Origin of the sequence: Methylomonas sp. AM2-LC, from assembly GCF_039904985.1 — a bacterium.
Lineage (GTDB): Bacteria > Pseudomonadota > Gammaproteobacteria > Methylococcales > Methylomonadaceae > Methylomonas.
The window spans coordinates 381,746-402,063 of sequence record NZ_CP157005.1 but is presented as its reverse complement, the minus strand read 5'-3'; the positions used below and the strand labels follow the sequence as shown (position 1 = coordinate 402,063).

The window sequence follows — 20,318 nt, the reverse complement described above, 5'->3', positions numbered from 1 at the left end:
GACGCATCGGGCTTGTTTCACACTAGAAAACGCAATTATGCCCCACGTTTTCTTAATCTATCCAAAGTTCTTAACTGGGAAATAGCTTGTATCAATTCTGCTTTTGCAGTCGCATAATCAATTTTTCCAGATTTATCGCTCAGTAATTCTTCTGCTCTGGCTTTAGCTTGCAATGCGGCAGCTTCATCAAGATCATGAGCCCTAATTGCAGTATCAGCCAATACGGTTACAAGATGCGGTTGAACTTCCAGTAAACCACCAGACACATAAAACTCCTGATATTCCTTATCACTAATTTTAACCCTGACTTCGCCCGGTTTTAGCATACTGATCAGCGGGGCATGACGTGGAGCAATACCCACTTCACCCATCTCCGCTGGTGCAAACACCATCTGAGCTAAACCTGAAAAGACCTCATTCTCAGCGCTGACAATATCAACATGTATGGTCATTGCCATATGGTAATCTCCTCTCAAGTAGGCTTACATGCCCTTGGCTTTTTCAATAGCTTCGTCTATGGTACCTACCATGTAGAAAGCCTGTTCTGGCAAACTGTCATATTCGCCACTAATGATGCCTTTAAATCCGGCAATGGTATCTTTTAAGGATACATATTTGCCTGGAGAACCGGTAAATACTTCCGCAACGAAGAATGGTTGTGACAAGAAACGCTGAATTTTACGTGCTCTTGAAACTGTCAATTTATCTTCTTCTGACAATTCATCCATACCCAAGATGGCAATAATGTCGCGTAATTCTTTGTAGCGTTGCAAAATACCTTGCACTGCACGTGCCACATCATAATGTTCTTGACCAATAACCAATGGATCTAACTGACGACTACTTGAATCCAAAGGATCAATAGCAGGATAGATACCTAATTCGGCGATTTGACGTGACAATACAACGGTTGCATCCAAATGCGCAAATGTTGTGGCTGGTGATGGATCGGTCAAGTCGTCAGCAGGTACATAAACCGCTTGAATAGACGTAATAGAACCTGTTTTGGTTGAAGTAATACGCTCTTGTAATACCCCCATTTCTTCTGCCAGAGTTGGTTGATAACCTACTGCAGATGGCATACGACCCAACAACGCCGATACTTCAGTACCCGCCAGTGTGTAACGATAGATATTGTCAACGAAGAACAGAACATCGCGACCTTCTTCACGGAAATATTCCGCCATAGTCAGACCGGTCAAAGCAACGCGTAAACGATTTCCGGGTGGCTCGTTCATTTGTCCGTAGACTAATGATACTTTATCAATAACGTTAGAATCTGTCATTTCGTGATAAAAATCGTTCCCTTCACGGGTACGTTCACCCACACCAGCAAATACAGAGAAACCACTGTGTTCGATAGCAATGTTACGAATCAGTTCCATCATGTTAACGGTTTTGCCTACACCAGCACCACCGAACAGACCCACTTTACCGCCTTTTGCAAAAGGACAAACCAGATCGATTACCTTAATACCGGTTTCCAGCAATTCGTTAGCAGGTGCCTGATCCTCATAGCTGGGTGCTTCTCTATGAATGACCCATTTTTCTTTTTCGCCAATAGGACCTTTTTCGTCAATGGCTTCACCCAACACATTCATAATGCGGCCTAGTGTTGCCTGTCCCACAGGTACCTTAATGCCTTCGCCGCTATTGCTAACTTCAATTCCGCGACTCAAACCATCGGTAGAACCCATCGCAATTGTACGGACTACACCATCACCCAATTGCTGTTGAACTTCCAAGACTAAACCATTTTTAACATTCAATGCGTCATATACTTTCGGCAGATTTTCGCGTGGAAACTCCACGTCTACAACTGCTCCAATTATTTGAACGATTTTACCCAAACTCATTGTGTCGTCCTCATTTAAATTCTATCTAAACTTGTAAAATGCACTAAACAGCGGCAGCACCAGCAACAATCTCTGAAATCTCCTGCGTAATCGCCGCCTGTCTGGCTTTGTTGTACACAAGTTGTAATTCTTTAATAATATTTCCTGCGTTGTCAGATGCGCTTTTCATGGCAACCATTCTCGCCGCCTGTTCACAGGCATTGTTTTCGACCAATCCCTGATAAACCATCGATTCAATATAGCGTACCAACAAATGATCCAGTACTTCTTTTGCACCGGGTTCATACAGATAATCCCAATGCCCACGATATTCTTCATCTTTTTCAGCAGCAATAACGGGAAGCAACTGCTGCATATCGGGTCTTTGAGTCATGGTATTAACAAACTCATTGTTTACCACATACAAACGATCAATTTCACCCGCAGTAAAACTATCCATCATGATTTTTATGATGCCGAGTACGTCTATTTGCCTGGGCGTATCACCTAATTTGCTGACTTGTCCACGTAAATTGGCCTTAATCATGCTGAAGAAACTGGCTGCTTTACTCCCTACAGAGCAAACATCAACCTCTATTCCTTCATTTTGCCATTGTTGCATTTCAATAAGCACTTTACGAAACAGGTTGGCATTTAGCCCGCCACATAAGCCTCTGTCAGAACTGATCACAATCAATCCTATACGCTTAACAGGCCGATTCGCCATGAGCGGATGTTTATACTCAGGATTCGCGAGAGCCAGATGACTAATTATCTGGCTAATTTTCTTCGAGTATGGTCGCGTTGCCTGCATGCGATCTTTGGTTTTACGCATTTTACTCGCCGCAACCATTTCCATGGCACGCGTGATCTTCTGAGTATTTTTAATACTTGCGATCTTGGTACGTATTTCTTTGCCAACAGCCATTGCCGTTCCTTACCAGCTACTTGTTTTAATGAAACGTTCTATGGCAGCATGTATGCCATCTTTAATTTCATCATTGAAATCGCCTTTCTCGTTGATTTTAGCCATCAAAACCGATTCTTCGGATTTCATAAAACCTAAAAGTGCCGATTCAAAATCGCGGACTTTTTTGATTTCCAGACTATCTAAAAAGCCAGAGTTTGCTGCATACAGAGAAACACTCATTTCCGCCACCGACATCGGCGCATATTGATTTTGTTTCATCAGTTCAGTGACGCGTTGACCACGCTCAATTTGTTTACGTGTACTTTCATCCAAATCAGATGCAAATTGAGCAAAAGCCGCTAATTCCCGAAACTGAGCCAAATCCAGACGAATACCGCCACCCAACTTCTTAATAATTTTGGTTTGCGCAGCACCACCCACCCTGGAGACAGATAAACCTGCGTTTACCGCCGGACGGATACCTGAGTTAAACAAACCTGTTTCTAAAAATATTTGGCCGTCTGTAATGGAAATAACGTTAGTCGGTACGAACGCCGATACGTCACCACCTTGAGTTTCAATAATTGGTAAAGCAGTTAAAGAACCTGTTTTGCCTTTTACCTTGCCATTGGTTAGTTTTTCGACTTCAGCTTCATTGATGCGAGCGGCACGCTCTAACAAACGTGAGTGTATGTAAAATACATCACCCGGATAAGCTTCACGACCTGGCGGACGACGCAACAACAAGGAAATTTGTCTATAAGCCCAAGCTTGCTTGGTTAAATCGTCATAAATAATCAGCGCATCTTCACCGATATCACGGAAGTATTCTCCCATGGTACAACCTGTGTAAGGTGCAATAAATTGTAGTGCAGCAGATTCGGAAGCAGAAGCAACAACGATTATCGTGTGCTCCATAGCGCCATGCTCTTCCAGTTTACGCACAACATTGGCGATGGATGAACGTTTTTGTCCAATAGCAACGTAGACACATTTAATGCCAGTGCCTTTTTGATTGATAATGGCGTCAATAGCAATCGCAGTTTTACCTGTTTGTCTGTCGCCGATAATCAATTCACGTTGACCACGACCAACGGGTATCATGGAATCAATGGCTTTTAAACCTAATTGTACAGGTTGATCAACCGATTTTCTGGCAATTACGCCCGGAGCAATTTTTTCAATGGGTGAACTCAAATCCGTATCGATTGCACCTTTGCCATCGATTGGATTACCCAAAGCATCGACAACACGACCTAACAACGCTGTGCCGATAGGTACTTCCAGAATTCTACCAGTACATTTAACGGTATCTCCTTCACTGATATGCTGATAAGCACCCAGCATTACTACACCGACTGAATCTCTTTCCAGGTTCAAAGCCATACCGTAAGAACCGCCGGGAAACTCCAGCATCTCTCCCTGCATTGCTTCCGACAAACCATGAACACGAACGATACCGTCAGTTACACTGACAACAGTACCTTCTGTATGTGCTTCAAGATGGACGTCGAAATTCTCGATCTTCTTTTTGATTAGATCACTTATTTCTGATGGATTTAATTGCATTTTATATTTCCCGATCTAGCTCTTAAAGCCTTTTGGCTAATTGATGAATCTGGCCTCGGATAGAACCGTCTATCACTTTATCACCGGCTACGGCCAATATGCCGCCAATCAATGATTTATCGACCGAAACGACTGCATTGACTTTTTTGTGCAATTGCTTTTCCAGCATCGCGCTATATTTACTTTGCTCAACTTTAGTTAACGGATAAGCGCTGTAAAGTTCTACATTGACATAGCCTTCATCTTCCGCTTTTTGCTCTTCATACATAACTGATATGGTAGGCAATAAACTTAACTTTCCATTATCAATCAGAATTTTAAGTAGATTTTGTGCTTCAGCAGAAACCTTATCCTGACAAATATCCAAAAATAATTCTTTTATTTTTGGTTTTCCGACCTTGGGGTTGCTCACAATTTCCATTAAGCCCTGATCTTGCGTTACAGTTGATAAAAACTGTAATACTTCAGACCATTCTGTAACTGAACTGGTTTGCTTTGCCCGTTTAAAAGCTGCTTCAGCGTAGGGTCTTGCTAATGTCGTTAACTCAGCCATTGATTATCCTAACTCGTCTACGGCTCTGTTTAGAATGTTTTGATGCTTGGCTTTGTCAATTTCTTCTTTCAGAATCTGTTCAGCGGCACGTAAAGCCAGTGCAGATACCTCTTTACGAAGAGTTTCTTTAGCCAGTTGCATCTCTTGTTCGACCTGCAATCTTGCAGACTCCAGCAAGCGTTCACCTTCTTTTTTAGCCTGTAATTTGGCTTCTTCAACCAACTCATTAGCTCGTTTTTGAGCAGAACTAATAATTTCAGCCGCGTTTTCTTTACTGTCTTTAAGAATAAGTTTAGCTTTCTTTTCAGCCAGTTTGATTTCTTCTTGTCCTTTCTCTGCGGCAGCCAAACCTTCAGAAATCTTGGCTTTACGCGCTTCAAGGGCAGCCATAATAGGGGGCCAGATATACTTCATGGTAAACCACACCAGAAGTGTAAAAGTGATCATCTGCCCGATAAGAGTAGCATTGATACTCATTGATGCTTTCCTCGTAATGCTGTTGTCATGTGTGTTTGCTCTGAACTGTCTGTGCCTTTATTGTTGACAACCGAATTTATGCCGGCCGTTTTTTTGCACAGTCTGAACAGCAATTAACCTGCAACAGACGCTTGTACAGCTGAAAGGAATGGGTTTGCAAAAGTAAAGAATAATGCCATACCTACACCGATCATGGTTACAGCATCTAGCAAACCGGCAACGATAAACATTTTTACTTGCAACATAGGAACCAGCTCAGGTTGGCGAGCTGCGCCTTCCAGAAACTTACCACCCAGCAAGCCAAAACCGATCGCAGTACCAGCAGCACCTAAACCTAAAATGATGCCAACTCCGATTACGGTTAAGCCCTGAACGTTGGCTATTAATGATGCGAGTTCCATAATGTCTCCTAAATGTGTATCAAAAAAAATTAATTAAAAAAATGCCTAAATTTTAGTGTTCTTCATGCGCCAAGCTTAAATATACAATAGTAAGTACCATGAATATAAATGCTTGCAGGGTAATAACTAAAATATGGAATACTGCCCAAGGAAAACCCAGCAAAGGCTGAATTAACGGTGGCAACAAAGCAATCAGAATAAAGATCAGTTCGCCAGCATACAGGTTGCCAAATAAACGTAAAGCGAGGGAGATAGGTTTTGCAACCTCTTCTACCAATTTTAACATCAGGTTAAACGGCATTAGCCAAGGACCAAAAGGCGTACAGGTCATTTCTTTGGCAAATCCCAAAACACCCTTTACTTTAATGCTGTAAAACAAAATAAGGAAAAAAACACTGAGCGATAATGCAAAAGTAGAATTTAAATCAGTACTGGGAACAACACGCATATAACCCATACCCATAAAACCAGCTATATCGGGTACCAGATCCACAGGTAACATATCCATGGCATTCCACAGAAATACCCAGCAAAAAATACTCAAGGCAAGTGGCGCAATCAGTTCGTTGCGACCATGGAAACTGTCTTTTACTTGCGTGTCTACAAATTCAACCAGCATTTCGGCAATATTCTGGGCCAAACCCGGCACACCAGCAGTTGCTCTATCAGCTACATATTTAAAAAACAAAATAAACAGCCCACCTAACACCGCAGAAAAAAACAGGGTATCCAGATGTAATGTCCAAAAACCTTCACCCACTGTCAGGGGGGTAAGGTGATGGACTATATATGCTGTTGCGCCACCTTCACTAGACATGCTTCCTCTCAATTAAGCCTAATTGCGCCAATAAAATAGCGCAAACCAAAAAACTGATAAAACTGCTACATAACCAATGAGCAGCGTCAAAAAATCTACAGAGGGTATCTGCAAAACTAATGCAAACAGAGCGGCTGTCAGGATTAGCTTTATCGTTTCGCCTACATAAAAGGCATTGACGACACCCTGCGCTTGCAAATTTCTGGCAAGGTATATTTTGTATGCAAATATGATATTTGGCAGCAACGCGATACCACTGCCAAGCAGAGGAGAAAACGTACGATCCCAACCACCAAGCCCAAAAAAGACCGCGGCAATCAAAACTGCCATCAGGGCTTGCACACACAATACTTTGGCGACAGTAGAAAACTGATTTTCAACTGCCATATTTAACCCCTTTACCCCAAAGCAGGCAGATTATATCTAGCCACTTCATTTAAAGCAAGGCAACAAACCGAGTCATTACATAAAGACCCCTGTTTTTCATGTTTTACGATACAGCTCACTATTGAGTCTGTTCTGAAAAACCCAGCCTACATCCCCAGCCTGTAAAAAACAGTGTTCTTGTTACCCTGTCTTGTATAGCAAAAGCCAAGCCAACTTGTAACATAATGATTTTTATTCCATTACATATCTTATGGTTTGTAGCATATGCATCAAAACCACCCGAGAGCAACATAAACCTTACAATTCTAATGACATATATTTTTATGCATCGCTAAATTGTTTTAGTGAATCTTTTGAATAATACCATCCAACTCTTCAAGACTGCTGTAACTAATCACCAGCTTACCTTTACCATTTTGTTGATGATTAATTTCAACCTTGGCACCAGTTTTTTCACTTAACTGACGCTGCAAGCTTAAGGTATCGGGATCGACAACTTTGCTAGCGACGGGCTTATTTTCCTGCTGCTCACGCACCAACTTTTCCACCGCTCTAACCGTTAAACCTTGCCTTACCACTTTATTGGCAATATCAACCTGCCGATCTTCAGCTAGCCCTAACAAGGCACGCGCATGCCCCATTTCCAACAAGCCTTTACCTAACAAATTTTTAACTTCAATTGGCAAATCTAGCAATCTCAGCAAATTGGTGACTGTGGCACGGGATTTACCCACTGCCGAAGCAATTTGCTGATGGGTTAATTCAAACTCATCTTGTAAGCGCTTTAATGCTTCCGACTCCTCTAAAGCACTTAAATCTTCACGCTGAATATTTTCAATCAACGCCATTGCCATAACAGCGCGATCATCAATATCCTTAACTACCACAGGAACATCTTGTAATTCTGCCAGTTGCGCTGCCCGCCAGCGACGTTCGCCAGCAATAATTTCATACTTATCACCCGGAATTTTGCGCACGATGATAGGCTGAATAATCCCTTGCGCAAGTATAGAATCGGATAATTCTTTAAGTTTTTCAGGGTCCATATCTTTACGTGGCTGATATTTTCCGCGCTGCAAAAACTCAATTGGTAGCGTTTGTACCTCTTGTGATTTTTCTTTATGCAAAGTAGGGGTAACATCACCCAGCAATTCGCTTAACCCCCGCCCTAAACCACGTTTTTTTTGTATCATTTTTTTGCCGCTTTTTCTTTTCTGATTAACTCGCCGGCCAGCGCAATATAAGCAACAGCACCGCGTGAAGATTTATCATAAGTTAAAACTGATACACCATGACTTGGCGCTTCAGCCAACCGGATATTTCTGGGTACTGTTGTACGAAATACCTTATCGTTAAAATATTCTACTAACTGATCTGAAACATCTTTACATAAACGACTGCGCGTATCGACCATGGTGCGTAATATTCCCTCCAGATATAAATCAGGATTGATATTGTCGCGCACGCTCTTCAAGGTAGCCATTAATGAAGATAAACCCTCCAGTGCATAGTATTCGCACTGCATAGGGATAATAATGCTATTCGAGGCAACCAGCGCATTTAAGGTCAGCATATTCAATGAGGGCGGACAATCTATCAGAATATAATCGTACTGATCGCGCACGCTCAGCAAAGCGTCTGCCAGACGCCTTTCCCGATGCTGAAGAGCCATCAGCTTGACTTCGGCAGCTGTTAAATCGGCATTACCAGGAATCAAATCAAAACCCAAATCTTTATTTTTGACGATAATTTCGCTGACAGGAACTTCTTCCAGCAATAACTCACAACTTGAATATTCAGTATCTTCTTTCAGGACACCACACCCCATGGCCGCATTACCTTGCGGATCTAAATCGATCAACAAAACTTTACGCTTTGCTGCAGCCAGAGCAGCCGATAAATTGACACTGGTGGTGGTTTTACCTACACCGCCTTTTTGATTGGTAATGGCAATAATCTTAGCCATGCTGAGCATTCTCCACTCGAATCAAGCAACGTTCGGCATCAATACCAGGCACCATTAGCGGCACGATATCGAATTCAAGCTGCAAGGACTGCAGCTCCTGATCGGGTTGTCGACCTTTCATAGCCAACAATAAACCCTCCGCAGCCAACAAATGCTTGGTCAGTTTTATAATGTCCGTCATCTCTGCAAAGGCCCGGGTAATTACAGTTGAAAATAAATTAGCAGGTTTAAATAATTCCACACGGCTATGTACAACTTCAACATTTTTCAATTGTAATTCCAGTACGGCTTGGGTAACAAAACGGGTTTTTTTGGCATTAGAATCTACCAACACAAATTCGCAATCGGGCCTACATATCGCCAGTGGTATACCCGGCAAACCCGCACCTGTGCCAATATCGGCAATTCGGGTTGGTTTTATATGCGCTAATATTGCCAAACTATCCAGTACATGCAAGTTGACCATATCGTCAGGATTACGCACCGCTGTCAGATTATAGGCTTTATTCCATTTATTAATTAGCGCTATAAAGCGCAGCAAATTTTCCTGTTGGACTTCTGGCAGCTCCAACATCATGTCAGCAAGGCCTTGCTGAAGTTTAATTCGACAGCTATCCATTAAGCACTTTTCTTCTTTAAATGTACCAATAGCAGCGAAATGGCTGCAGGGGTAATACCCGGTATTCGCGCGGCCTGACCCAAGGTTTCAGGACGCTGTTTTTTAAGTTTTTCACTGACTTCATTCGATAAACCAGAAACCAAGCTGTAATCGACATTATCTGGCAGTTTCAAATGCTCATAACGCAAGGTACGATTAATTTCAGTTTGCTGACGATCAATATAGCCGGCATATTTAGCCTGGATGGCAACTTGCTCGGCAACCTGTTCATCAACACCCGTTTCATCACTAAAACCCATTAATTGCTCGACATCGACTTCCGGGCGTCTCAGCAACTCCATCAAACTGGCTTCTTTTAACAGCTTTTTACCCCAAATAGCTTCAACTTGTGCCGCCTCGTCAGTTTCTGCTCTAATCCATTTTTTACTAAAACTGGTTTGTAACCGGGTAATCGCTTCACGTTTTGCTTCAAAATGCTGCCAACGCGCATCATCAACCAATCCTAGTTTGCGTCCCTGTTCAGTTAAGCGCAAATCGGCATTATCTTCACGGAGTTGCAAACGATATTCGGCGCGACTGGTAAACATGCGATAGGGTTCTGCGGTTCCACGCGTAATGAGGTCATCAATCATAACCCCCATATAGGCTTCCTCGCGTCCCGGACACCAGCTATCCAAACCCTGCGCCAGACGCGCCGCATTCACACCAGCCAACAAACCTTGAGCAGCCGCTTCTTCGTAACCCGTAGTACCATTTATTTGTCCGGCAAAAAACAAAGCTTGCAGATGTTTGGTTTCCAACGAGGATTTTAAGTCACGCGGATCGAAGAAATCATATTCTATGGCATAACCGGGGCGCACGATTTCTGCCTGTTCAAAGCCCAGCATGGTACGGATAAAGCGAATTTGAATATCATACGGTAAACTGGTAGAAATACCGTTAGGATAGACTTCATTAGTTAGCAAGCCTTCCGGTTCCACAAAAATCTGATGCGAATCGCGTTCGGCAAAACGCACCACCTTATCTTCAATAGACGGACAATAACGCGGACCTATACCATCTATCACCCCGGTATACATGGGCGAACGATCCAACCCAGAACGGATAATGTCATGCGTTTGTGCATTGGTACGCGTAATATGGCAACAGATTTGCTGCGGGTGCTGATTGCGGTTTCCCATAAACGAAAATACTGGCACAGGCGTATCGCCATGCTGCTCCTGCAATTTACTGTAATCGATACTACGCCCATCAATACGCGGCGGTGTACCCGTTTTTAAGCGGCCAATACGGAACGGTAATTCGCGTAAACGCTCGGCAAGCGAGACAGAGGCAGCATCACCTGCGCGACCACCACTGTAATTTTCTAAACCAATATGGATACGGCCCGCCAAAAAAGTACCCGCGGTTAACACCACGGTTTTGGCATGAAAATCCAGACCCATTTGCGTTTTAACACCGACGACCCGATCACCCTCAACAATTAAATCCGCGACAGTTTGTTGAAATAATGATAAATTTGGCTGGTTTTCCAGCGCAGTACGGACGGCCTGTTTATACAATTGCCGGTCTGCTTGGGCACGCGTGGCACGCACAGCCGGGCCTTTGCTAGCATTAAGCATGCGAAACTGTATGCCTCCGTGATCGATGGCTTTGGCCATAATACCACCCAGGGCATCGATTTCTTTGACCAAATGACCTTTACCGATACCACCTATTGCCGGATTGCAACTCATTTGCCCCAAAGTCTCAATATTTTGGGACAATAACAGAGTTTTAACACCACAGCGCGCCGCTGCCAAAGCCGCTTCAGTACCCGCGTGGCCGCCACCTATCACTATCACATCAAAGTCTTTCTGGAATTTCACTGGTATTCTATGGTCAAATAAAAGCGCTATCTTAATTGTTTATGAGGAAAAAATCATGAGAAAACAAAACAAAACAAAGGGCTTGCCCGAAATAGCCCCAAATAATCCGGTTGCAAAATTTGCTCACCAGTTCAATAAAGCCCTGGTTTATGCCGATAAACGCAAATATCAACGTAAAGCTAAACACTCTGGCCTGGAGCCTTTCTTAGTGGCTTTTGCATAAGCTATTAAGAAAGGCTTCAGGACAAATCCAGAAAACAGCCTAGCGATTTAAGGAACTCATCACCCGTGAAAGTAACTATAGAAAATAAAGTTAAAACCAGAATCCCAACCAAACACGGTGAATTCACCCTGTATTACTACACCAACAGCATTGATGATAAAGAGCATATCGCCTTTGTTAAAGGTGAGGTTGCCGATAAAGACGATGTACCCGTGCGCATACATTCGGAGTGTTTTACTGGCGACGTACTCGGCTCGCGCCGCTGCGACTGTGGGCCGCAACTGGATATGTCACTCAACATTATCAATCAGGCCGGTTTTGGCGTTTTGATTTACCTGCGTCAAGAAGGGCGCGGTATAGGTCTGCTGAAAAAACTGCAAGCCTACAATTTACAGGATCAAGGCCTGGATACCGTAGATGCCAACATTCATTTGGGGCATTTGGCCGATGAACGCCAATATGACATTGCCGCCTTGATTCTTAAAGATTTAAAAGTACGCTCCATAGCCTTGATAACCAATAACCCGCAAAAAATTGACGAACTGGTTAAACTGGGCACACAAGTCAATAATCGAATTGCTATTGAAACCAATGTTCATCTCGATAATGTTGATTACCTTAAAACTAAAGTCGAACGCATGCACCACATGCTTTCCGTACCCGACAGCCAATAACGCACCTCATGCTTGATCATTTAAAACTGCCCGCCCACTCCCTAAAACTGACCATCGACTTGCCAGACATAAACTCTCTGGACAAAACCAAGCACACACAAGGTATTTTAGGTCAAAACCGTGCGCAATCGGCGCTGGCCTTTGGTACCGCCATGAAAGCACCTGGCTACAATATTTTTGTAATGGGGCATTCCGGTACCGGACGCCTATCCATGGTCAGCAATTATTTGTCGGGTTTTGCCGAACAACAAGAAGCACCCTTATCGTATGCCTATGTGGAAAACTTTGAAAATCCACGCGAACCAGTCGCCGTTGAACTGCCATCTGGCGAAGGGCAAGCATTCAGCAAAGATATAGAAAAACTGATTGATGACATTCTGGCCACCTTTCCAGCCGCTTTCGAAAGCCCTAGTTATCAGCAAAAAAAAACCGCCATAGAACGCCGTTTTAATCAACGTTATAACTCGACCATCGATCTGGTAGACGCCAAAGCACGCGCTATGAGCGTGGCTTTGTACCGCGATAGCGAAACTATTACGTTTCTACCTATCCGCAACGACAAAGCCCTGGACGAAGAACAGTTTACCTTACTGCCTCAGGCAGAGCGCGATGCCTTTCATCAGCACACCGAAGAACTGGAAGAATATCTGGGTGATGTATTGCTGGAATTACCGCAATGGCGACGCGCATTGGTTGAAGAAATGCGACAATTGGACAGCGACACCATTAAACAGGCATTGGAACCGCTGTTTGCAGAGCTAAATAGTAAATATCTAAATGTCGATGACGTAATTACCTATCTTGCTGAAGTTGAAAAAAATCTTAGCAATACCATTTGCGACTTTTTAATGCCATCCCGCAGCCAGGATAGGCGGGAAAGTTTAGGTAAACGCCAAACCCTGATTGAACAATATCTGCCCAATATTCTGGTAGATTGCAAACAAGACGGCTTTGGCGCACCGGTTATTTACGAATCGCATCCTATCTATCAAAACCTGTTTGGACGCATAGAATACATCAGCGACCAAGGCACACTAGTCACCAATTATCGGCGTATTTGTCCCGGTTCTTTACACCGCGCTAACGGCGGCTACCTGATACTGGATGCCGAAAAAGTACTGACTTATCCGTTTGTTTGGGAAGGTTTAAAACGCGCATTACAGGCCGGTTGCATCGAAATTGAATCGCCGTATTCCGAACTGGGTATTAATACCATTACCCTAAAACCGGAAGTAATACCCCTGAATGTTAAAGTGATACTAATCGGCTCTCGCGATATTTATTATCTGCTGGAAGAGCTGGATAGCGAATTTAACGAAATGTTTAGAGTACTTTGCGATTTTGATGATCACATCAAACGTAATCAAGAAAACATCAGCCAATTTATTGCCTTGATGAGCAAACAGGCGCACGATTCCGGAGCAAAACCGCTCACTTCTGCCGCCTTATTACGCCTGATAGAACACAGTTGCCGCCTGGCTGAAAACCAATCCCACCTATCCGCGCATATTAACAACTGCCTGGAAATTATTGCCGAAGCCAATCTACTTGGTAGCCAAACTGGTGCCAGCCAAATTGATAAAACCGAAGTAGAACTGGCCTTGGCCGCCCGCGAACAACGGAATGGCCGCATTGCGGAAGCTATACTGGATGAAATGCTGGAAGGCACTATTCTGATAGACACACACGGGCTAGCCATCGGCAAAGTCAACGGCCTTACCGTCATGGACATTGGCGGCAGCAGCTTTGGCGCACCGGCACGCATTACCGCTACCGTGCATCCAGGCTCACGCGGTATTGTCGATATCGAACGCGAAGTAGAACTCGGTCAACCCATCCACTCTAAAGGGGTGATGATCTTGACTGGCTATCTGGGCCACAGTTATGCGCAACTTTTTCCACTGGCAATTTCCGCCAGTATTGCCATGGAACAATCCTATGGCCACATCGATGGCGACAGCGCCTCGTTGGCGGAATTATGCTGTTTAATCTCGGCGTTAACCCGCATTCCCATACGCCAGGGTTTTGCGCTGACCGGCTCTATAAACCAATATGGCGAAGTGCAAGCCATAGGCGGCGTTAACGAAAAAATAGAAGGCTTTTTTAACCTGTGTGCCGCACGTGGCCTAAGTGGTGAACAAGCAGTGATTATTCCCGCCTCTAACAAACGCAATCTGATGTTAAAGCAAAGTGTGATTGATGCAGTGGAGCAAGGCCAGTTTGCTATTTATTCGGTATCGAATGTTAACGAAGCACTGAGTCTGTTAATGAATCGTGAAGCAGGGGAAATAAACGCGGACGGGCAGTATCCGGAGGATAGCATCAACTTTAAAGCCGTTGCCCGGTTGAAAGAGATTTCTGATATGTCTGGGGATGAGGATAAGGATGTTGAGGGGGGGTAGGAGTTTCTACGAATTTCATTAAAAAATTAACCTGATAATCCTATAGCCAGCCCCCAATTTTAATAACGTATCCGCTCTAAGTATGTGTATCATAGCGGTAATCTACTGTCAGTGTGCGGGCTAAAGTTAAAAAAGAACCGCATGATTTTTATGCGTTAATTTTCCATGAAATTATGTCAGAACAACAAAACACAAATCTTCATCAAATTACGCTTAAGGGATTTAAATCCATAAAAAAGCTTAATTTGAAGATGAATCCGATCAATATCCTAATTGGTGCGAACGGTGCTGGCAAGTCGAACTTTATTTCTTTGTTTACCTTTTTGCGGAATTTATCTGAAGGCAAGTTGCAGACCTATACTGAGAAACAAGGTTATGCCAATACCTTTTTTCATTTTGGGCCAAAAACCACGCCTAAAATCATTATTGATATCGAGATTGGTAACAATGGTTATCATGTCGAGTTCGTACATAGCGAAAACAACGATGCCCTCGTATTTACTAATGAATATTGCACAGTTACATCTTCTAGTAGATTATGGTCAATAAAAGGTCAAATGGGAGAAAGCGGGTTGTTGCCAGGCTCTCAGTCCGACAGTGAATACGTTCGTAGATATACCCGACAGTATATGCAAAACTGCAGAGTCTACCATTTCCACGATACCAGCCCTTCTGCAGGATTTAAACAGGCGCAAAAACTGAGTTCAAATGCGTTTCTATATGCTGATGCCAGTAATTTAGCACCTTTTCTTGTTCGTGTTAAAGAACGTTACCCAACTCATTACCAAGATATTATCTCGACAATCAAAACCGTTGCACCATTTTTCCACGACTTTTACCTTGAACCAAGTGGGGAAAAAGGGGATGAGTCGGTGTTATTGCGCTGGCTGCATCGTGATTATGAAACGCCGTTTTCAGCAAATCAGCTTTCAGACGGTACTGCACGTTTTATCTGCATGGCCACATTGTTTCTTCAGCCAAAATTTCATAGGCCTAACACCATAGTACTTGATGAACCTGAGCTTGGTTTGCATCCTGCGGCGTTAAACGTTTTAGCCGAAATGATCAAGTTAGTTTCCAAAGAAAACCAAGTGATTTGTTCAACGCAATCTATCTCTTTTGCCAATCAGTTTGAGCCCGATGATTTTATTATTGTTGATCAAGTTAAAGGCGTTTCTACCTTTAGCAGACCTGATATAAATGCACTTAAACATTGGCTTGAAGATTACAGTATGGGCGATATCTGGTCGAAAAACCTGATTGGGGGACGTCCAGAATGGTAAGGGTAGGGATTTCTGTAGAGGGCATAACTGAAGAACGATTTATAAAAACTTTGTTGGTACCTTATTTACAGTCAAAAGGCATTTTTGTTACTCCGGTACCAATGAACGGTAATATTAGTGTGGATCGGGTAAGTTACGAATTGGAAAAGCTAGCTTATAGTTTCGATTATGTCACTACTTTCTACGATTTCTATGGCTTTAAACATAAACATGCTAGCGAAACCAAAGAGACCTTGCAATCCAAAATTAAGGAATCAATTAAAGACCATTTACAGCGAAAACTGCTACCCTATATTCAAATGTATGAATTTGAGGGTTTGTTATTCTCGTCCCCTGAAGCAATTGCCGCAGTATTGCAAAACGAATCGCATTTGACTTGGGCTAATAGTATCTTGGCCGAGTTTGATTATAATCCTGAAAAAGTAAACGATTCCAGGGAAACTGCGCCATCGAAGCGCTTTGAAAACAACACACATTATAGAAAAACCACGCATGGACCCGATATAGCCGAACGAATTGGTTTGGTGAAATTACGAGAAATGTGTTTGGGGTTTGATCAATGGCTGACAGCACTAGAAAGACTTGTGAGTTGATAGCTATAGCGGTCTGATATATAACATTGGGTACCAGTACACCCATTTCACCGCTGATTTTTATCAAAAAATACCCTCATTTTCTAGCAAGCATGTTTCGTAAAGCGCGAACAGCATTAACTTCTTCTTAACTTTTTTCAAGAGTTATCTCAGTTAGCTCAGTATCAGAAAGTTTATAGTATGCGGCGAATAATTCATCAACTGCTGATGTCGCACTGCCTGACGGATTAAGGTTTCTATAAAGGGGCTGAATAGTTAATTTTATTTTTGAACGTCAACGCCTCCATTTACAACTAATTCTAAAACAAACTCACCCCAACGCGCATCACGCGTTTGGCTATGGCTTTTTGTCTACCACCTTTCATAACCACAAAGCAGACACCTTCAACTTTTAGGATAGCGATGATTTGCTCTACCATATATTTTTCCGATTTCCACCAGGTTTTGCTAAATACCAGAACATAGGTTTTAACTTCTGGATAGTGTTGCATTTTCTTTTCTGCCAGCCAGGCATGTTTTATCACTTTCATGTTGCGAATCTGCTCGGCAATATGGTCACAAATACCCGTAGCAGTGTCTGGCGCGATGTAGTCATCACGTAGCGTAATTATTTGTCTTTCCAATTTTGCAGCCTGATTGATATCTATCTGCTTTTCAAGTTGTAATTGCCAATACTCTGCAGCTTGGTTGTCAGCTATTTTGTGGTAGTAATAAATTAACCATTCACAAGCATCCACTTTTAGGTTTTGCTGTTTATCCATTGCCCGTTGCAGATAATCAACTCCGCTAACGTCATCATTGACCAATAGCAATCTGCCAATAACGAAATCGGCTTTGACTTCATCCGGATATTTACTTTTGTAGAGATTGAAGAGTGGCAAACAGGCTGCTTCGCCTATAAATTTTTCCAAATTAACCGCTAGTTCCCAAAGTTGCTCTGCATTTAACTCATCTTGCGGTATGGCTTGTAGCTCTGCTAATTTGGCGCGGCCTTCCTGAAAATACTGGTAACGTTCCTGCCAATTAGTTTGGTTATTTTGCAGCCATTGTTGATCGAAATGAGCAATTATTTTATGTAAATGCTGGCTTAACCAATATTGAGCAGCTGATTTAGTCACTGCTTGCGGAGGCAGCGCCGCAGCCTGAATCGCCGCTAGCCGATCTTTTAAGGCGGGATGGGTATCATAATAACTTGTATTAATAGCCAAAGCCTTTTGCAGCTGTGCAGCTACGGCTGTTTCATCAAAAGCCTGTTGTTGTAAAAAAGTTTGTAACTGACTATAAGGTGAGCTGTGCGGCTGTGGAATTTGTTCCGCCTGTTTTACAAAAGGTTGCCAGTAGTGTTCGACAATTAATTGACTGGTAACATGACTGTTGACCAAGGCTTTGGCAACTTCCGGTGCAGAGGTCAGTTGCGCAGCCACTGCATCGGCTGCATATTCGTTGGCGCGCGCTAACGCAAAAGAATAGGCGGCAAACGTAGGTGAGTACCAATCAAAAAAACGCCGCATAATATTGGCACCAAAATTACTTTGTTGCTGTAGCGCAGAGACGATGCGATGCCAACTCAATCTGACACGGTATATCCAACCGGAAAACTGGCTGTGTTTGCCGGATAAATGACCTAGTTCGTGAGCGATAACCGCACGAGCCTGTTCCGGCGACATAACTAGTAACAGTTCCAGCCCGAGAAACAAGGTGTTTTTATACCAACCAAAGATACCCAGGCGTGGGATTTGCACAATAGCAGCATTGTGTTCGGGTGTGATAATAACCTGGTGTATTTTAGACGCTTTAAGTTGCTTGGTAAGTTGTCTTAGTTCGGAAAAAAATTGCGGATAGTCTTTGGCCTTGAGGGTAAACCCAGTGGGCTTGCCAAATTTTACCCAGAGTGCGCGCAACAATACATAAATGGTGACAAGTAACACAAAGATTAATTTTGTTTTAATCAGCATAATCAGAAATGTGGAACTGGCCAAAGCCGCCCAACCGATACCACCGACGATAGCTATTAATATTAATAACATGCTGAAAATCACTGCGTAGCCCAGCAATGCTAAACAAGCAACTTTGATGTTATACAATCGTGGGTTTTGTTGGATTTCCCGTTCTGCTGCGGCAATCAAGCGTTCGAAATTTTGTCTTTTTTCTGTGGTGGTTTTCATGCGCGTTTCCGTTTAGAGATCACAAAAATGAGAACGTTTTGAATAACACTTAACACAACACTAACCAATTGATTATGTTATTTTTATTTAAAATACCTATTTCATTATTGGCACTTTTATCGTTAATGATCATAAGCAATGACAGGTATTTACCATATCATCTCCGATTAAGCGATTCTAGACAATAGGCTCTGTAATTTTTTCATCGGAATAAAAAAACTTAGTTGTAAACAAGAAAATCTTCTTATCGCGTAAAGTTACCCGCCTAAGTGCAACCAATTGTCACCTTTCCTACAATCAACTTAGCTCAACGCAAATTGTTTTGTCGGTATCCCGACCAGCACCCGCCAAAACCCCAGTATTCAAGCCCGATTAACAGTTGGCAAGTGTTTTGCTTTATACCCTGTAAAGACAACATTGTCGCTGTTATGGCTAACTGCAAACTTAAACCATGAAAAACCAGTCTCGCACCATTATTATTGATGACACCACGCTCCGTGATGGCGAACAATCGGCTGGCGTGGCATTTTCGTTGGAAGAAAAACTTAGCATAGCAGGGCAATTGGCAGCACTGGGTGTACCTGAGCTGGAAATTGGTATACCTGCTATGGGTACTCAAGAGCGCGAAGAGATTAAAGCCATAGTGGATTTAAAACTACCCAGTACGTTGTTGGTGTGGTCGCGGATGCGGCACGAGGATTTACAACATTGTTTAGGTTTGGGTGTTGGAATGGTGGATTTATCCATTTCTGCATCTGATCAACACATTCAGCACAAACTTAAACAAAGCCGCGCCTGGGTTCTTAGCACCATAGACAGCTGCGTTAAAACTGCGGTGGATGCCGGTATGCAGGTATGTGTGGGGGCGGAAGATGCTTCCAGAGCCGATAGTGATTTTCTGGCACAAATGGCACAAACCGCTCAAGCTGCAGGGGCCTGTCGTTTCCGCTTTGCAGACACTGTAGGCATTATGGAGCCGTTTGGGGTGTTGGCTGCCATTCGTAACCTATGCTCAGTTACCGATCTAGCTATTGAAATGCACGCGCATGATGATTTAGGTCTGGCAACCGCCAACACCTTGGCAGCCGCAGTGGGTGGGGCCACACATGTAAACACTACTGTAAATGGCTTGGGTGAACGCGCAGGTAATGCTGCTTTGGAAGAAGTGGTGGTGGGCTTAACGCAACTGTATGGCTTACAAACTGGCGTAGATTTACACGACTTTACCCGCTTATCTCAACAAGTAGCCACGGCTTCTGGCGATACCATAGGCAGCCGCAAAAGTTTAATTGGCCGTGATGTGTTTAGCCACGAAGCGGGTATTCATGTCGATGGTTTGTTGAAAGATCCAAAAAACTATCAAGGGGTGGACCCCGCTTTAGTAGGTCGCCGTCATCAACTGGTATTAGGTAAACATTCCGGTAGTCAAGGTGTCATGCATGCTTACCGGCAGCTGGGTATTGCCATTAATCGTGGTCAGGCAGGTCGTTTATTGCCGTTGATACGCCAATTTGTCAGTTTTAACAAACGCTCGCCACAAGCAGTCGAGTTAAATCAATTTTTACACAGTCTGTAA

The 20,318-nt window shown here is 43.3% G+C and carries 20 protein-coding genes; 6 read left to right on the top strand and 14 right to left on the bottom strand.

Annotation, left to right across the window (positions count from 1 at the left end):
• Nucleotides 1-35: 35 nt before the first annotated feature.
• The 13 genes from ABH008_RS01870 to mnmG form a co-directional block, all read right to left on the bottom strand.
• Complete coding sequence (locus ABH008_RS01870) at nt 36-458, bottom strand: F0F1 ATP synthase subunit epsilon (protein WP_347988180.1); 423 nt, start codon at nt 456-458, stop codon at nt 36-38.
• Nucleotides 459-482: 24 nt separating this feature from the next.
• Complete coding sequence (atpD, locus tag ABH008_RS01865) at nt 483-1,856, bottom strand: F0F1 ATP synthase subunit beta (RefSeq protein ID WP_347988179.1); 1,374 nt, start codon at nt 1,854-1,856, stop codon at nt 483-485.
• A 43-nt stretch (nt 1,857-1,899) separates the two neighbouring features.
• Nucleotides 1,900-2,763 carry a F0F1 ATP synthase subunit gamma gene (atpG, locus tag ABH008_RS01860; RefSeq protein WP_347988178.1) on the bottom strand — a complete coding sequence of 288 codons (864 nt, stop codon included), beginning with the start codon at nt 2,761-2,763 and terminating at the stop codon, nt 1,900-1,902.
• Between the two features lie 9 nt (nt 2,764-2,772).
• Nucleotides 2,773-4,314, bottom strand: coding sequence for a F0F1 ATP synthase subunit alpha (gene atpA / locus ABH008_RS01855; protein WP_347988177.1), 1,542 nt, complete (start codon nt 4,312-4,314; stop codon nt 2,773-2,775).
• Nucleotides 4,315-4,336: 22 nt separating this feature from the next.
• Complete coding sequence (locus tag ABH008_RS01850; protein WP_347988176.1) at nt 4,337-4,867, bottom strand: F0F1 ATP synthase subunit delta; 531 nt, start codon at nt 4,865-4,867, stop codon at nt 4,337-4,339.
• A 3-nt stretch (nt 4,868-4,870) separates the two neighbouring features.
• Nucleotides 4,871-5,344, bottom strand: a complete 474-nt coding sequence (locus ABH008_RS01845; protein WP_347988175.1) for a F0F1 ATP synthase subunit B — start codon at nt 5,342-5,344, stop codon at nt 4,871-4,873.
• Nucleotides 5,345-5,457: 113 nt separating this feature from the next.
• Entirely contained in the window at nt 5,458-5,727 is a 270-nt protein-coding gene (gene atpE / locus ABH008_RS01840; RefSeq protein WP_347990016.1) for a F0F1 ATP synthase subunit C, read from the bottom strand.
• 70 nt (nt 5,728-5,797) lie between these two features.
• The gene (atpB, locus tag ABH008_RS01835) at nt 5,798-6,562 is read right to left on the bottom strand and encodes a F0F1 ATP synthase subunit A (RefSeq protein WP_347988174.1); all 765 of its coding nucleotides are present in this window, start codon (nt 6,560-6,562) and stop codon (nt 5,798-5,800) included.
• Between the two features lie 18 nt (nt 6,563-6,580).
• A complete protein-coding gene (locus tag ABH008_RS01830; protein ID WP_347988173.1) occupies nt 6,581-6,949 on the bottom strand; it encodes an ATP synthase subunit I in 369 nt (122 codons plus the stop codon).
• Nucleotides 6,950-7,290: 341 nt separating this feature from the next.
• Nucleotides 7,291-8,142, bottom strand: a complete 852-nt coding sequence (locus ABH008_RS01825; protein ID WP_347988172.1) for a ParB/RepB/Spo0J family partition protein — start codon at nt 8,140-8,142, stop codon at nt 7,291-7,293.
• Complete coding sequence (locus ABH008_RS01820) at nt 8,139-8,915, bottom strand: AAA family ATPase (RefSeq protein WP_347988171.1); 777 nt, start codon at nt 8,913-8,915, stop codon at nt 8,139-8,141. The genes ABH008_RS01825 and ABH008_RS01820 overlap by 4 nt, the downstream gene beginning before the upstream one ends.
• Nucleotides 8,908-9,534: a 16S rRNA (guanine(527)-N(7))-methyltransferase RsmG gene (gene rsmG, locus ABH008_RS01815; RefSeq protein ID WP_347988170.1), complete on the bottom strand. Its 627-nt coding sequence runs from the start codon at nt 9,532-9,534 to the stop codon at nt 8,908-8,910. Before rsmG ends, ABH008_RS01820 begins: the two co-directional genes overlap by 8 nt.
• Nucleotides 9,534-11,402, bottom strand: coding sequence for a tRNA uridine-5-carboxymethylaminomethyl(34) synthesis enzyme MnmG (gene mnmG / locus ABH008_RS01810; protein WP_347988169.1), 1,869 nt, complete (start codon nt 11,400-11,402; stop codon nt 9,534-9,536). Before mnmG ends, rsmG begins: the two co-directional genes overlap by 1 nt.
• A 55-nt stretch (nt 11,403-11,457) precedes the next feature.
• On the opposite strand from mnmG, the gene ABH008_RS01805 reads away from it, so the two are divergent.
• The 5 genes from ABH008_RS01805 (at nt 11,458) to ABH008_RS01785 (ending at nt 16,577) form a co-directional block, all read left to right on the top strand.
• The gene (locus ABH008_RS01805) at nt 11,458-11,625 is read left to right on the top strand and encodes a hypothetical protein (protein ID WP_347988168.1); all 168 of its coding nucleotides are present in this window, start codon (nt 11,458-11,460) and stop codon (nt 11,623-11,625) included.
• A 65-nt stretch (nt 11,626-11,690) separates the two neighbouring features.
• On the top strand, nt 11,691-12,299 hold the full coding sequence (gene ribA, locus ABH008_RS01800) for a GTP cyclohydrolase II (protein ID WP_347988167.1): 609 nt from the start codon (nt 11,691-11,693) through the stop codon (nt 12,297-12,299).
• Between the two features lie 8 nt (nt 12,300-12,307).
• Nucleotides 12,308-14,701 (top strand): ATP-binding protein, encoded by a 2,394-nt coding sequence (locus tag ABH008_RS01795; protein WP_347988166.1) that lies wholly within the window; start codon nt 12,308-12,310, stop codon nt 14,699-14,701.
• 173 nt (nt 14,702-14,874) lie between these two features.
• A complete protein-coding gene (locus ABH008_RS01790) occupies nt 14,875-15,984 on the top strand; it encodes an AAA family ATPase (protein ID WP_347988165.1) in 1,110 nt (369 codons plus the stop codon).
• On the top strand, nt 15,978-16,577 hold the full coding sequence (locus ABH008_RS01785) for a DUF4276 family protein (protein ID WP_347988164.1): 600 nt from the start codon (nt 15,978-15,980) through the stop codon (nt 16,575-16,577). The genes ABH008_RS01790 and ABH008_RS01785 overlap by 7 nt, the downstream gene beginning before the upstream one ends.
• A 299-nt stretch (nt 16,578-16,876) precedes the next feature.
• On the opposite strand, the gene ABH008_RS01780 is transcribed toward ABH008_RS01785, so the two are convergent.
• Nucleotides 16,877-18,742: a M48 family metallopeptidase gene (locus ABH008_RS01780; RefSeq protein ID WP_347988163.1), complete on the bottom strand. Its 1,866-nt coding sequence runs from the start codon at nt 18,740-18,742 to the stop codon at nt 16,877-16,879.
• A gap of 451 nt (nt 18,743-19,193) precedes the next feature.
• Here ABH008_RS01780 and nifV point away from each other — a divergent pair, with 451 nt between their 5' ends.
• Nucleotides 19,194-20,318: a homocitrate synthase gene (gene nifV, locus ABH008_RS01775; RefSeq protein ID WP_347988162.1), complete on the top strand. Its 1,125-nt coding sequence runs from the start codon at nt 19,194-19,196 to the stop codon at nt 20,316-20,318.